At 37.2% G+C, this 14251-nt stretch carries 11 protein-coding genes and 5 tRNA genes; 7 read left to right on the top strand and 9 right to left on the bottom strand.

The window, feature by feature from the left end; translation table 11 throughout:
• The first annotated feature begins 479 nt into the window (after nucleotides 1–479).
• Nucleotides 480–1895 carry a coiled-coil domain-containing protein gene (locus CCVT_RS09315; RefSeq protein ID WP_018137150.1) on the top strand — a complete coding sequence of 472 codons (1416 nt, stop codon included), beginning with the start codon at nucleotides 480–482 and terminating at the stop codon, nucleotides 1893–1895.
• A gap of 124 nt (nucleotides 1896–2019) precedes the next feature.
• Here the strand turns inward: CCVT_RS09315 and CCVT_RS09320 are convergent, their stop codons facing one another.
• Nucleotides 2020–2511, bottom strand: a complete 492-nt coding sequence (locus CCVT_RS09320) for a response regulator (protein ID WP_155827527.1) — start codon at nucleotides 2509–2511, stop codon at nucleotides 2020–2022.
• 320 nt (nucleotides 2512–2831) lie between these two features.
• Between CCVT_RS09320 and CCVT_RS09325 the strand changes: the two genes are divergently transcribed.
• Together CCVT_RS09325 and CCVT_RS09330 are read left to right on the top strand one after the other, a co-directional pair.
• Nucleotides 2832–5213 carry a molybdopterin-dependent oxidoreductase gene (locus CCVT_RS09325; protein WP_018137152.1) on the top strand — a complete coding sequence of 794 codons (2382 nt, stop codon included), beginning with the start codon at nucleotides 2832–2834 and terminating at the stop codon, nucleotides 5211–5213.
• Entirely contained in the window at nucleotides 5214–5747 is a 534-nt protein-coding gene (locus CCVT_RS09330; protein ID WP_018137153.1) for a hypothetical protein, read from the top strand.
• Nucleotides 5748–6324: 577 nt separating this feature from the next.
• Here the strand turns inward: CCVT_RS09330 and CCVT_RS09335 are convergent.
• Nucleotides 6325–6921: a site-specific integrase gene (locus CCVT_RS09335; RefSeq protein WP_018137154.1), complete on the bottom strand. Its 597-nt coding sequence runs from the start codon at nucleotides 6919–6921 to the stop codon at nucleotides 6325–6327.
• Between the two features lie 301 nt (nucleotides 6922–7222).
• On the opposite strand from CCVT_RS09335, the gene CCVT_RS09340 reads away from it, so the two are divergent.
• On the top strand, nucleotides 7223–7678 hold the full coding sequence (locus tag CCVT_RS09340) for a hypothetical protein (RefSeq protein WP_018137156.1): 456 nt from the start codon (nucleotides 7223–7225) through the stop codon (nucleotides 7676–7678).
• Nucleotides 7679–7973: 295 nt separating this feature from the next.
• Here CCVT_RS09340 and CCVT_RS09345 read toward each other — a convergent pair whose 3' ends face one another.
• The 7 genes from CCVT_RS09345 to CCVT_RS09375 form a co-directional block, all read right to left on the bottom strand.
• Nucleotides 7974–9593, bottom strand: coding sequence for a tyrosine-type recombinase/integrase (locus tag CCVT_RS09345; protein ID WP_018137157.1), 1620 nt, complete (start codon nucleotides 9591–9593; stop codon nucleotides 7974–7976).
• Between the two features lie 62 nt (nucleotides 9594–9655).
• Nucleotides 9656–10918, bottom strand: a complete 1263-nt coding sequence (locus CCVT_RS09350) for a tyrosine-type recombinase/integrase (protein ID WP_018137158.1) — start codon at nucleotides 10916–10918, stop codon at nucleotides 9656–9658.
• 157 nt (nucleotides 10919–11075) lie between these two features.
• A tRNA-Ser gene (locus tag CCVT_RS09355) sits at nucleotides 11076–11165 on the bottom strand.
• A gap of 49 nt (nucleotides 11166–11214) precedes the next feature.
• Nucleotides 11215–11370 carry a hypothetical protein gene (locus tag CCVT_RS09360; protein WP_009649693.1) on the bottom strand — a complete coding sequence of 52 codons (156 nt, stop codon included), beginning with the start codon at nucleotides 11368–11370 and terminating at the stop codon, nucleotides 11215–11217.
• Nucleotides 11371–11387: 17 nt separating this feature from the next.
• Nucleotides 11388–11461, bottom strand: a tRNA-Cys gene (locus CCVT_RS09365).
• A gap of 7 nt (nucleotides 11462–11468) precedes the next feature.
• A tRNA-Leu gene (locus tag CCVT_RS09370) sits at nucleotides 11469–11555 on the bottom strand.
• Nucleotides 11556–11561: 6 nt separating this feature from the next.
• Nucleotides 11562–11636 (bottom strand) — tRNA-Gly (locus CCVT_RS09375).
• A 104-nt stretch (nucleotides 11637–11740) separates the two neighbouring features.
• Between CCVT_RS09375 and CCVT_RS09380 the strand changes: the two genes are divergently transcribed.
• The 3 genes from CCVT_RS09380 (at nucleotide 11741) to CCVT_RS09390 (ending at nucleotide 14206) form a co-directional block, all read left to right on the top strand.
• Nucleotides 11741–11816: transfer RNA gene (locus CCVT_RS09380), tRNA-Ala, on the top strand.
• 150 nt (nucleotides 11817–11966) lie between these two features.
• On the top strand, nucleotides 11967–13085 hold the full coding sequence (locus CCVT_RS09385; RefSeq protein ID WP_018137159.1) for a PepSY-associated TM helix domain-containing protein: 1119 nt from the start codon (nucleotides 11967–11969) through the stop codon (nucleotides 13083–13085).
• A gap of 98 nt (nucleotides 13086–13183) precedes the next feature.
• Nucleotides 13184–14206, top strand: a complete 1023-nt coding sequence (locus CCVT_RS09390; protein WP_009649561.1) for a ribonucleotide-diphosphate reductase subunit beta — start codon at nucleotides 13184–13186, stop codon at nucleotides 14204–14206.
• The last annotated feature ends 45 nt before the right edge of the window (nucleotides 14207–14251 follow it).

Consider the following 14251-nt stretch of genomic DNA (forward strand, 5'->3'; position numbering starts at 1 on the left):
TTTATAGTGTCGACTTGCAATGCCGGAGGTCGGGAGTTCAAGTCTCCCCCGTGACACCAAAACGCACTATTTTAGGCACTAGCAGTGATGCTTTTGTTCTTTCCCTTTCTTTAAAATTTCCTTTAAGAGTGGAACACTTAGTTGCTAAAGTGGGACAGTCTCTTAAAAATTCTAGCGATTATAAAGCCATCACCCTTTTAATACCATAAAAATAAATTTGTTTTAATTTCTACTTCTAACTTTTTATCTAAAACCTCCTTAAATACACACTTTTAACCTCCATCATTTTAATATTTCTAATTTTTCTTTCTTAAAAAATAAACTTTTTTACAAAATTTTGCATTTCTAGCTGAAATTTTTTTCAAAATTGGTGTAATTATTATAAATATATTTTAAAAGGATAAAAATGAAAATATTTTTATTGATAGTAACTAGCACCGCTAGCACGAGAGAAAGTTTATGTAGTGAGGTGATTTGCCATGGCTAATGCATACACAATAAATGATCACAATCTAGTTATAAACGTAAGGTCAGATTTTTTAACATATGGTAGAGCTATAGGTAGATTTGCACATGCATGTCGTGAGAAAAATCAAAAGAAACATATAAAGTATCTCAACAAAAATCCAGCCACTATTAATCGTTACAAGCTCCTAAGCGAGTTTAATAATAATGGCAATATGAGAGATGCTAACGCTAAAGATGATGAACTACACAATATAGCCTTTGTAAAGAATTTACTTAAATGCTTTCAAGAAAGCTTTGAGAAAGACTATACCAATCAGTCTTATACACAAAAAAGAAAAGGTATAGAAACTCTTATAAATAAGTCTTGGCGCAAAGATATGGCTGGTTTTTGTGAGATTATCATCACATTTGGTACAGATAGGAAGAAAGAGCCAAAAGAAGGACTAAATGACGAAGAGTCAAAATTTATAAATGAAAACATACACATGGATAGAGTAATGAGATTTATAAATACATATTGTGCAAAGTATGGTGTAAAGTGTCTGCTTATAGCTGAACATAATGATGAGAAGACCAAGCACTATCAGATTATCTTTACAAACTACAACTTTGAGAAGCATGCAAATTTGAGATTTAGCGGTAAGGCACAAACAGCAGAATTTGGTAAAGAGCTACAAGATATGGGAGCAGAGGCATTTGAAGGTCAGGTGCTTCGTGGTAAACCAAGTAAAAATAGACATAAGAATTTAACCCAAATGCACCAAATAGCAAGTGAATATAAGAGTGAGCAAGAGCTAAAAGAGAAAATTCAAAAGCTTATAGAAGCGGAAGCAAATAAGCATATGCAAAAGAAAGAGCCTTTGTGGGGCGACGAGTACTTTAGGTTAGAGCCAAATGAAAAAAGAGCTTTAATAGTAGGTCTTAGAAATTCTGTTTTTGAACAGCTGCAAGAGAACATAACCATCACATCTGATGAAAAGCTAAAAGAACAAGTAGAGTTTCTTACTGGACAAATAATAGAACAAAACAAGATCATAGAAGAAGATAGAGAGAAAAGTATAGAAGTCTTAAAAGAAAAAGAGCAGCTAGAAAAAGAGCTAGATGATTTAAAAGAGACCAAAGCCGAGCAAGACAAAGAGATAATGCTTCTTAAAAACAGACTAGAAGCACATATCAATCAACAAACAAAAATATATAAGCAAAACACATTGATAGAGAGTAAGAATAGAGAAAATCAATCTCTAACACGTAAAACCGAAAGTTTGCAAAAAGAAAATATCAGACTAAGAGACCTTAATGGCAAAAGCTTAGGTATTCTAATAGAAATAGCAAATATCAACCCAGAGATAAGAGAGATTATAGTAAATGAGATACCAGAGCTAAGAGGTAAATTTACAAAAGATGATGCTGGGATGGAGATGGGGTAGCTAGCATCCTTTAAATTTTACAATGCGTAATCTATAAATTTAAGCCACCAAAGTAAGCTAGTCGTGTAAATTTTACTAAGTAAATTTACACTAGCTTGCTTACAAACTTAGGGCAAAACAAAAGTCAATAGGAGTTAAGAATATAGCCCTTTGAATGCACATTTTTTATATCAAGATTTAAATTTCTTTTTAACACGCCTACTAAATTTTGCATAGCTATTTTTGAACTCATTTTATTATGATACACTATCTCTTCTATCATTGAAAAGGTGGTTATATTATTTACGTTTTGAGCTAGGAGCAAGATGAGCTTATGCTGTAAATTTGTTAGAAAAATTTGTTCGTTATTTTTATAAATTTGCTCTTTTTCGAGATTTATCTTAATTTCTTTGTTTAGCACTAAAAAACTTGCCTCTCGGCTAGGAGATAGCATAGCGATACTATCGAGTAAAACGCTTGTTTTAATAGGCTTAAATAATATAGCAGAACTTCCGCCGTGAAAATTTTTTAAAATTTTAGAATAGACTTTTTTGTTTTTTGCTAAAAATATAAATTTTTGATTCGGCGAGATGGATGAAATATTAAAGAAATCAATTTCTTCTTTATTCTCAAACAAAGGGTCCAGGTCGATAATTACGACATCTAAATTTGTATTGCAATTAAGATAAAAATCCAAAAAGTAATCAAAATTTATAAAATATAAATTTAAGAATTTATCCTTGTTTAGCCTTATTTTTTCAATTAAATTTTCGTCGCTACAAACAACTAATACGCAGAGCTTTTGAAGCCTTTTTATTCTTGATGTAATTTAAAATCCTTATAAATTTTAATCTTGCTTATTATCTTAAAAATAAGCTAAATTTAATTTTAAAAATGAAAATAAAATGAAGTTATTTAATATAATGGCGGCAAATTTTTGAAAATTAAGGAGAAAGAATGTCAATTTCAAGACGAGATTTTTTAAAGACATCCGCTGCAGCTACGGCAATAGTATGCTCAAATCCTCTTCTAGCAAAGGAGAATAAAACCAAAAGCATACCGCACGCTTCAAATTTAGGTGCATTTTACGCTGACGTCGACGAAAACGGAAAGATAGTGAAAATTAGACCGCAGGTATCTGATAAAGACCCAAAATACCCCGGAAACGAGGCATGGATAGACAGGGTTTATTCCGATACCAGAATAAAATATCCTTGCGTTAGAAAAAGCTACCTAGAAGGTAAAAACGCTCCCGAGCTTCGCGGCAAAGAGGAATTCGTGCGAGTAAGCTGGGACGAGGCGATGAAGCTAATAGTTAAAAAGCTTCAAAGCGTAAAGACGGACGAAATTTATAATGCAAGTGGCGGCTGGGGGCATCCAGGTCTTCTTCACAACTGTAGCTCCGTGGCGGGTAGATTTTTTAATACCGTTTTTGGCGGAGCGGTAGGAACTGACGGCGAGTATAGCAACGGTGCTGCGGGCAGAGTAAATGCAACTATCGTTGGAGATTTGGAAGTTTATTCTCTGCAAACCGCACATGAAGCAATGCTTGAAAATACGAAAGTTTATGTGATGTGGGGTGCCGATTTGTTTAAATGCAATCAGATCGATTTCATGATAGCAAATCGCGGGAATAATCCTTATTTTGAAAAATATGCAAAATCGGGAATAAAATTTATCACGATTGATCCGCAATACACGGAAATTGCCAAGAAATTTAACGCCGAGTGGATTAAAATTCGCCCGAATACCGACGTGGCGCTTATGCTTGGAATGTGCCATTATCTATATACAAGTAACCAATATGATAAAGAATTTATCGAAAAATACACTTTTGGATTTGATAAATTCCTGCCTTATCTACTTGGTAGGAGCGAAGATATGGTAGAAAAAACTCCTGCCTGGGCAGCAAAGATAACGGGTGTTGAGGAGAGCGTTATAAAAGCGCTTGTCGATACTTTTGTAAAAAATCGCACATTTTTAGCAGGCAACTGGGCTATGCAAAGAGCCCATCACGGAGAGCAGGTCGACTGGATGCTTATGGTGCTTGCTTCGATGATAGGACAAGTTGGGCTTCCAGGCGGCGGATTTGGATTTTCTATGCATTATGGCGGCGGCGGACAAGCGTTTTCGGGCGTTAGTTTGCCGGTAGGCTTGCCGCAAGGTAAAAACAAAGTAGACGCAAAAATTCCAGCCTCAAGAGTTAGCGAAGCTTTGTTAAATCCGGGCAAAAAGATCAAATTTAAAGGCTCTGAGATAACATATCCAGATATAAAAGTCATGTATATAACGGGCGCAACCGTTTTAGGACACCATCCAAATACAAATGAACTTATAAAAGCTATCCGCAAGCTTGATACCGTGATAGTTCATGAGCCTTGGTGGACACCGATGGCAAAGATGGCTGATATAGTGCTTCCTTCTACGACTCCGCTCGAAAGAGACGATATAAGCTATGGCGGCTCTTATTCGCAAGACTATGTTTATGCGATGAGAAAGGTTGTAGAGCCGCTTTTTGAAGCTAGAAACGATTATGACGTTTTTGCTCAGATGGCAAAAATGGTGGGCGAAAAAGAGCATCGTAAATTTACAAGCGGTAAGAGCAAAGAGGAGATCATAAGAAGCTTTTACGAAAGAAGCGATTGCGTTAATTACGTAAGTTTTGATGAATTTTGGGAAAAAGGATATTTACACTTTGAGCCAGGTGAAGAGGCAAAGAAATTTGTTCGTCACGCTGCATTTAGAGCTGATCCGGTAGCAAATAAACTAGCTACGGAAACGGGTAAAATTCAAATTTTCTCGCAAAAATTCGCTGATTATAAACTTGATGATTTTAAGGGACATCCTATGTGGTTTGAGCCTGCAGAATGGCTTGGCAATGGAGAACTTACAAAGCAATATCCGCTTCATTTGCTAAGTCCGCACCCAAAATATCGCATCCACTCTCAGCTTGATAACTCTTTTGTAAGAAAAGCATATAAGGTAGGAAATAGAGAGCCTGTGCTTATAAACTATGAAGACGCTAAGAAATTTGGCATAAAAGACGGCGATACGGTTGAAGTATATAACGACAGGGGTAGAATTTTAGCAGGCGCCGTCGTAAGCAAAGACATTATGAAGGGCGTCGTGTCGATAAGCGAAGGTGCTTGGTATGATCCTGAAAATTTAACAGATGAAAACCCAAGATGCAACGCAGGACACGTAAATTTATTAACCAGCTCAAGACCTACTTCGACTATGGCACAAGCGACTTCTATCAATACTTGCTTGGTAGCTATCAAAAAAGTTGATGCCAAGGCTTATGCCGGCATTAAAACACCGATAATAAAAGGAGCATAAATGAGAAAAATTCTATTTTTAGCGGCGGTTTTGGCAAATTTTGTTTTTGCAAAAGATATGTTTATCTTTGATATCAAGGCCGATTTGCTTGATCCTAAAACCAAAGAGGTCGTAGGTGAAATTTACGAAGGTACGCCCGTAAAATTTATAAAGCAAGAGGGTGATTTATCGCTTATCGAAGTTAGCGGAGAGGTTACCGATAACAAAAATATCTTAGCCTACAAAAAAGATCCGTTGATAACCTTTTTGATGCTTAAAAATCAAGAGGCAAAGCCGAAGGCGCAGTACCTAATAGACAGCAAAAAGTTAAATGAAAATAGCTATGCCTCATGGGAAGAGGCGGAGCTTGTTTATTATGACACTTGTAGCTCATGTCACGCGGCTCACAAACCAAAAGAGCATTTGATGAACGAATGGGATGCATATCTAACCGCTATGCAAACATTTGCCAAAATAAACGATGAAGAAAAAGCTAGAATACTACGCTTTATGCAAGCCTTCGCAAAAGACGGAATCGCAAAAGAAGAAGATTAAAAACTTTTAGGTCAAATTTGGATAGAAATCTAAATTTGACCCATTGTAAAATCAAATAGTTGCTAACTTCAAACAAAAAGGAGTTTGGTTGGTAACTTTATATCTTTAAATAAATTTCCAAAAAAAATTAAATATTTTATTAGCAAAGATCATCTTTGATGGATAAAGTTTTGTTTAAGCTGTATCTTTCTAAATAAAAATTTTGCCCGTCTGGCTAAGACCTTACAGCAAGCTCAGTTTGAGCTTGCTAAGTAAGTTTATCAACATATAAAAATGTTGATGTTTAATAGAAGTGAATCTAGATAATTAAAGTGTATGGTAGCATAATTTTACGTAATGTTACATAAGGTAAAACCACGTAAAACACGTATAGTGAAGTACAGTAAGGTAAAACACGTATACTAAAGTAAAACTACGTAAAATAGGTATACTTAAGTATAGTAACGTAAATTACATATAGTAAAGTAAGTATACGTATTTTACGTATAGTGAAGTTAGGTTAAGTATGGTAAGGTATAGTGAAGTAAAACACGTATACCTAAGTAAAGTTACGTAATAAAATGTATTATGAGATATATTAGTAACTTACCATTTCAACTTTTGCTTTTAACACACTAGCATTTATATTTGTAGCATAGGTTCCAAGTAAAATTTTATACTGTTTCTCATGTCCTACTATTTGAGCTATGATATTTGGCTCTACTTCTTGTTGGACAAGCGTATCTATAAAATAGTGTCTAAAAGAGTAAAAAGTCTTTTGCTTATCGTTGCTTATTAGTTTTCGTTGTATTTGAGATCTAAAAATTTCAGAAAAGTCTTTATTGCTTACTTTAAAGATGCTTTTGTTTGAGCTAGCTCTTTGTTTTACAAACTCCATTAGTCCAAGCTCTATTAGCTTACTATGAACTGATACAAGCCTTATGGAATTTATATTTTTAGTACTCTTGCCATCATCTCTATTTATACTAAAGCAAAGCACGTTATTGTGCTGCACGATGTCACGTGCTCTTAGCTGAACTATCTCATTTATCCTCATACCACTATATGCTGCTATCATGGTTATATAGTATAAATCATTTGCACTTATGCGTTTGCTAGGTGTTGTGTTAGTCTCTTTAAAATTTTGGACTATTTTAAAGATAGTGTTGGCTTCATCCTTGCTGTAAGGTAGCACCTTAAGCCGAATTTAGAGCTAAATTTAGCGCTCACCTAGCAAAGCATCCGATCGACTACGTCCTTTGCGACGAGACACAGGATATGCCGGCCAGATTTATGGGGGTTATTTACGAGGAGATAAAGGACTGCGTGTTTTTTTATAGATGAGGCGCAGAAATTTTACCCCCATACGATGAATAGCATCGCAGATATCTTTCATCATCCAAAATTTGAGCGCATAGACATGAGAGGGCGGGTAAAAAATCTAAAAAAACGTCTACCGAATACCATCAAATATCGCTAGATGCGCATTTGAAATCTTGCAAAACGATAGTACCATAAATACCTACTATAAAAACAGCTTTTACCTAGATAAAAGCTTTTTGAAAGATATCGAATGCGTACTGCAAGACGGAAGCGTGAATATAAAGGCGATGGATGACTTTGCGCAACTTAGAGGCGTTTTAGAGTCCTTGCCCGTAAACGAAACTAGCGTAGTTTTAAGCAATAGTAAGAAATCGGTCGAGGGCATAAAAGAATACGCCTTACCAAAAGATAAAAACATAGATGTGCTTACGATGCAATCTATCAAAGGCCTTGAAGCGCAAAACGTCGTTATACACAACTTTTTGCCGTTTCTGCAAACGACGCTAAAAAACGACCGCAAGCTATTTTATAGAAAAATTTATGTTTTATTAACTAGAAGCAAGGAAAATTTATACGTTTCGATTCCAGAAAAGCTTGACGAAAATTTGCCTGCTGAGATAAAAGCATAATAGAAACGATAAAAAAATACGCAAGCATAGCAAAAGCTGCCGAAGGGCCGAGCAAAGACGAGAAAACCGCAAGCTCAAAAATAAAACTAGCCTCCATAAAACCCGTGCTAAGAGATATAAAAGACGGAGCCGAGCTAGTGATAGCCGGAAGCGAACTGTTTGCCATAATAGCGGGGCTATTTGGGTATAGCTTTAAATTTGGGCTTGCGACTACCAGTCAAACCGAAAAACCGATTTTATACCCATGTCTACATACTAAGTTTTATCAAAATTCGGCAGATTACGGTGTCTTATCTTATTTTGCAATCATGGCGATGGGTTTATTTTTTGTTTTTCTAGATTTTCTAGGCTTTACGTGTCCGATTTGATTTTTTGGGATATTCAAATATTCAAAAATATCTTCAAAGACATTAAGCCCTCGTATTGCTAATATTTTTGGATCCGCATACTCGGATTGCGAGTATGTACCCTGTGTCATATCGGGTGCATAACCAAGTATAGTTTTGGTTATTTTATATTTTACTTGATCTTCGATATCGTCTTTCCTTAGCCTTTTCGAATGTCCCATTAAATTTTTTAAAGTGTCTTGATATTCGATAAAATCCCTAGAATACAAATACTCATCAATCGCGTTAGCAAAATTTCCCCTAAGTCTATGGACGCTTACCGTATTATCTTTTATTACCTTATCTATTTCGGCATTGAGAGCTTTGGACAAAGTTCCTTTATTTGAATATATTTTTTTAATTTTTGCAATCCAGTCGTATTTGTAGAGATCTTTTAATAATGTATGCAATGGTATGTTTCTATAAAATATCTTATCGGCACCTTGCTTCGCGGTTTTTACCTTCAAAAACGGATGATCGCAATCCGTATAAAAACTATCTTTATTTAAATTATAAAATTCCTCCGTCCTGACACCCGTTAATAATAAAAATCTTAAACAATCTAATAGCTCTTTTCGTATGCCGCTATTTTTACCGCTAAATAATTCTTTTAACTCATCGAGAGTAAAATTTCTTTTATCCGTTGTATTTTTATCCACTTTATAGTTGCTAAGTTTTTCAAACGGATTACAACTCACATATTTTTCTTGCACTGCGTAATTAAAAAATTTTCTTAGTCTGCCTATTATATTATTTGCATTTCCCTTACTGGTTTTATCTTTTATATGCTTTTGAAAATTTTGTGCACGCAGTTGCTTTAATTCATAGATATTGTTGTTTTTCATATATTCTACTAATCTTTCAACGTCCTTTTTGTATCTCCCCAACGTATCATCAGAATACATCTGTTTATCCCCTTCGTGCATCTCATACAACTCATATGTTTCAAGCAAATCTATCTCTGGCTTAAGTTCATTATTTGCAGGCAATAGTTGTTTTTTACTTTTTGGTATTTTTTTAAGTGTTTCGCTCTCTAAGTACCCCGCAATATTGTCGGGTACAAATTGATTATTGATAAATCTGCCGCCTTTTACTTTTTCATCCGTTAAAATGCCGTACTTTATTACTTCTTCTGGTATATCGTAATTTTTAAGATCTATTACACCTGTTTTTGGCTCATTTTGCACATCAAGTTCGTTAACCGAATTCATGACGCTTTGAATTTTCATTGCAGTATCTTTGAAAACGACTTGAAGGTAATATTTGGTAGGTATTGAGTTGTTTAATTTTTTTAAAATATTCGCTCTTTTTCGCCATTTATCTTTGTCTTTTTTATTTCTGTCATAATTCTTTACGCAATAGTCCATATCTCTCTCAAGCTGCTCCTTATCTAGGGTGTTTCCGATAAAGCCCATCTTGATATTGTCTGTTTTGTTTATAAAAGCCTTTTCTATGCCAGAGTAAAACTCATAAAGCCTACCGAAGTCTGCGTTTTCTTCGTCAAGTAAATTTAAAATCTCTTTCTTCATATTTCACCTCTTTTTGCCAAATTATACATAACTAGCTAAAGATATTCAATAGAATTTCATCGCTAGAGACTGGAAAATATATTTAGACCATTCATAGCTTTTAACTTTGCTTTTAGCGAGATATCCTTGGCGTATACGTCTGTCGCTAGATCGGTAGCGTGCCCGAGTAGTACCGAGGTAACATCCGTAAAACCATTTTCTAAGGAGTAATTTTTAATAGCGGACGCAAAATTTGCCCTTAGCCTATGAAAGCTTACGTTGGAGTCCGGCAAAACGGCATGAATATGTTTGTTAAGCCTTTTTCCAAGATAATTACAATCGCTTTTACCTTTTTTTATTTTCGTTAACCACTTCATATCGCTTAGACGATATATATTTTTATGTATCGGCAGCTCTCTGAATTTAACATCTCCGCCTTTTTGCTTGGCAGTTTGAACTTTGATAATTTTAATACCGTCTCGCTCGCTTACGCTACTTTCATCTAAGCTCCAAATTTCGCTAAGCCTAAGTCCAGTGTGCAAGGCAAACGCCATATAATCTTTAAGCTCTTTTTTATCCGTCTTAAAAATCTTAACCAGTTCGTCCATGCTAAAATTATCCTTCGGCGATTTTTGATCTTTGGAAATTTTAAACGAGCTTAAAAGCTTAAACGGGTTTTGAGATATAAGGCCTATTTTGATAGCATAGTCAAACATTCTACTTGCGTAGCACGTGTAGTTATTGATGGTCTTTTTGTTAAGCCTTTTATTATTTAAGAGATGTAATTGAAAATCCTCGCAGTCTTGGTAAGAAATTTGGGTTATCTGCTTGTGCTTAAAATAAATGTCAAGTGCTTTGGCTACCCTCTGATAGTATCCGGTATTTTTACTATTTGACTTCTTACTTTCGTTTTGAGCGTATCTGGATGCTATATCCGTAAATTTTATCGATTTTCGTGTTTTCTTTGCCCTATCGTTTTCTTGACATTCTTTTCTATCGATAAACATATCGTTGTCGGCTTTGGTAATCCCATAAATGCCCGATATAACTTTTTCAAATATTTCTTTATATTCGGTCGTCGGTAGTCGATGCGATTTGTTTTTAATATTTTTTTGAATGTTGCGTATCTTGTATCTTAACGGTAAATCAATAAATTTTTTGGTTTGAACAGAATTACGTCTGTTATCGGCTTCGTTTTTTATTTTTAAAGCGATGGCTTTGGCCTCAAACTCATTGTCCGTAAATAGGCAATATTTGACGGTGATAATTTTATCATTTTTCAAGGCCTTATCGAAATAGTAGTAGCTTGGTCTATTTTTGATTCGAGTTATTAATTTAGAAGTCATTGCAAACTCCTAATCTAATAAGCAAACGATGTAACAGAAATCCAAATTCGGTGTAACAAAATAAAATCGTCCGAAATTTGAGACGAAAATATGGTGATATAGGCTGCTTAAAAATGCTGAAATACAGATATCTGAAGATATATTTTAAGAGTGGTTGTGGCCGGGAGATAGGGATTCGAACCCCAGGAGGCTTTCACACCTCAACGGTTTTCAAGACCGCCGCTTTCGACCGCTCAGCCATCTCCCGAAAATGAAGTTTTGTGATTATAGCGAACTTTGCTTAAAATTTACTATAACTATTCGGTTTTTTCTTTGACGTAAGTAGCGCCGTCGTTGATCTTTTCTTTAGTCCATTCTTTAGCGTTATGAGTGTCTTCTTTCACTCCATGCCATGTGTTTGAACAACCCATCATAAAAAACATAGCACATACTGCCAAAAGTATCTTTCGCATATTTTTCCTTTCTTAAATGGAGGCGACACCCGGATTCGAACCGGGGATCAAAGCTTTGCAGGCTCATGCCTTACCACTTGGCTATGTCGCCACCGTGATGGTGCCCGAGACCGGACTTGAACCGGTACGGTAAAAACTACCGAGGGATTTTAAGTCCCTTGCGTCTACCATTCCGCCACTCGGGCATCTGATGGAGCGGGAAACGAGATTCGAACTCGCGACCCCAACCTTGGCAAGGTTGTGCTCTACCCCTGAGCTATTCCCGCGTTAAAGATTGCAATGTTAGCCAAAATTTGCTTAAAATTTTATTTTTCTTAATGTTAATTTCAAAATTCTGTAAGGCTTAAAATTGTAAAATAGCAAATCCTTTGGGGTTATAGCTCAGCTGGGAGAGCGCTTGAATGGCATTCAAGAGGTCGGCGGTTCGATCCCGCTTAACTCCACCATCGTTTTTCACCACTTCCTTGCGCAGATTTATCACTATTTAAGATCCAAAAATCATATCCTAAATTCCATAAATCAAATTTGATTCTGATAATGCTTTATATTTTATTTAATAAATTTAGCATAAAATTACAACTTTCAAAGGACGATCCATGCTACTAAAACGCAACAAAATCATATTCAACATTCACCTCCTACTAGGCCTCATAGCCGCACTTCCGCTACTTATAATGACGCTGAGCGCGCCGTTTGTTTCATATAGGGCTCAGATCGCCGACCTCATCAACGAAAGTAGCGTAAATTTACCTAAAAGCGACAAGCCCGACCTTAAAATGAGCGAAATTTTGACAAAATTTAAAGGACAAACGAATTTTCAAACGCTAAATTCTATACAAACCGGCGGCGACAACACCGCCTATCGCATAAGCGTCACAAATAACGGCAAAATTTTAAACTATTTCGTCGATCCTCGTAGCGGTGAAGTGATCGGCGAGGACAACGGCGAAAATTTCAAACGCATCGTGCTTAGCCTGCACCGAAATTTAGGCCTAGCGCTCATAAACGACAACATCAGCGCAAACATCGGTAAGCAAATCGTCGCCGTAAGCTCGATAATCATGAGCCTGCTGATGATAAGCGGCATTTGGCTCTATGCGCCGCTCATTAAGAAAAATTTCAAAGAGGCGCTTAAATTTAACCTCAAAGCCAAAGGCTACGCGCTGTTTTACAAGCTTCACGCGAGCCTTGGCTTGTGGGTGAGCGTGGCACTCATCGTGATGCCGCTAACAGGGCTTTACTGGTCGTATGGCTGGGTGCGAAGTAGCGTAAATGCGGCCTTTGGCGTCAAAATGGTCCCAAAAAAGATGCCGCCTAAAAATCAAGCGCCGACGCAAATTTCTAAATTTCAAGAGATCGATAAGACTATGGAAATTTTTGTCGCGGGCACTGAGGGTAACTTTACCGCTTTGACGATAAACGTACCGGACGCAAATTCCACCATTTACTCCATCTCTTACTCGCCAAAAGAGAGCCAAAAGATCGGCAGTCTCAAGATCGATACCACTACTGGCGAGATAAAAGAGCGCAAGCTGCTCACAAAAGACGATCTCGTGCCTCAAGGCAAGAAATTTAGCCAAAAGGTCTTAAGGGTGCACACGGGAGAATTTTTAGGTAAGCTTGGTCAGGTGCTATTCGCGTTTATCTGTCTCATCGGTGCGTCGCTATTTTTGACGGGCTTTTTGATGATGTTTAAGCGTATAAATAAGCGCTAAATTCGGCTTTAAAATTTTAGACCATAGCCTTGGCGGCCAAAATTTATATATTTTTTGATAAAATCGCTCTTTGATCCACTAAATTTAAGAGAGAAAAAATGAATCGAAAACGCATCTACAATCCAAGCTCGAACGAAAATTTAACCGATCGACGCGTATTTAACGGCAATCCACACGGTATTTTAAATTTCACCAAGGCAAAATACCAGTGGGCGCTCAAGCTTTGGGATCTAATGGAGGCCAACACCTGGTTTCCCAAAGAGGTCGATACCACCGACGACGTGCGCGACTACGCCTACAACCTCACGGACGCCGAAAAACGCATGTATGACCTCGTGTGGAGTCAGCTCATCTCGATGGACAGCTTTCAGACGAACAACCTCGCCGACAACATCAACCCCTACATCACCGCCCCCGAGATCAACGCCGTGCTAAGCCGCCAAGCCTACGAGGAGGCAAACCACTCCAAGTCCTACGCCGTCATGGTCGAGGCGATCTGCGATAACACCGACCTCATCTACGAGATGGAGAAGCACGACGAGGTCTTACGCGAGAAAAACGACTACATTTCAAGCGTCTATGAGGAGCTAGCGGGCGAAGTCACGGACGAGAAGCTACTGCTTGCCATGGTGGCAAATCAAATTTTAGAGGGCATTTACTTTTACAGCGGCTTTACGGCGATCTACGCGCTGGCACGCGCGGGCAAGATGCTAGGTAGCGCACAGATGATACGCTTTATCCAGCGCGACGAGATCACGCATTTGCTGTTGTTTCAAAATATGATAAATTCCGTGCGCGCCGAGAGAAGCGATCTTTTCACGCCCGAAATGGAAGAGAAAATTTACGATATGTTTGAAAAGGCGGGCAACCTCGAAATCAAATGGGGTCGCTACATCACGCAAAATCAGATCATGGGCTTTACCGACGACATCATCGAGGAATACATCCACTATCTAGTCGATCAGCGTCTAGTCGCCATCGGGCTAAAACGCAAATATAACGCCAAACACCCGATCAAATGGGTCGATGATTTTGCTAAATTTAACGATCAAAAGAGCAACTTTTTTGAGAGTAAGGTTACTAATTACAGCAAGGGTAGTTTGAGTTTTGATGATTTTTAGGCGGATCAACCCTGTCGCAAAGCAACACCCGCCCGCCCCTTGATA

Source organism: Campylobacter curvus (assembly GCF_013372125.1).
In the GTDB taxonomy this organism is placed as follows: domain Bacteria; phylum Campylobacterota; class Campylobacteria; order Campylobacterales; family Campylobacteraceae; genus Campylobacter_A; species Campylobacter_A curvus.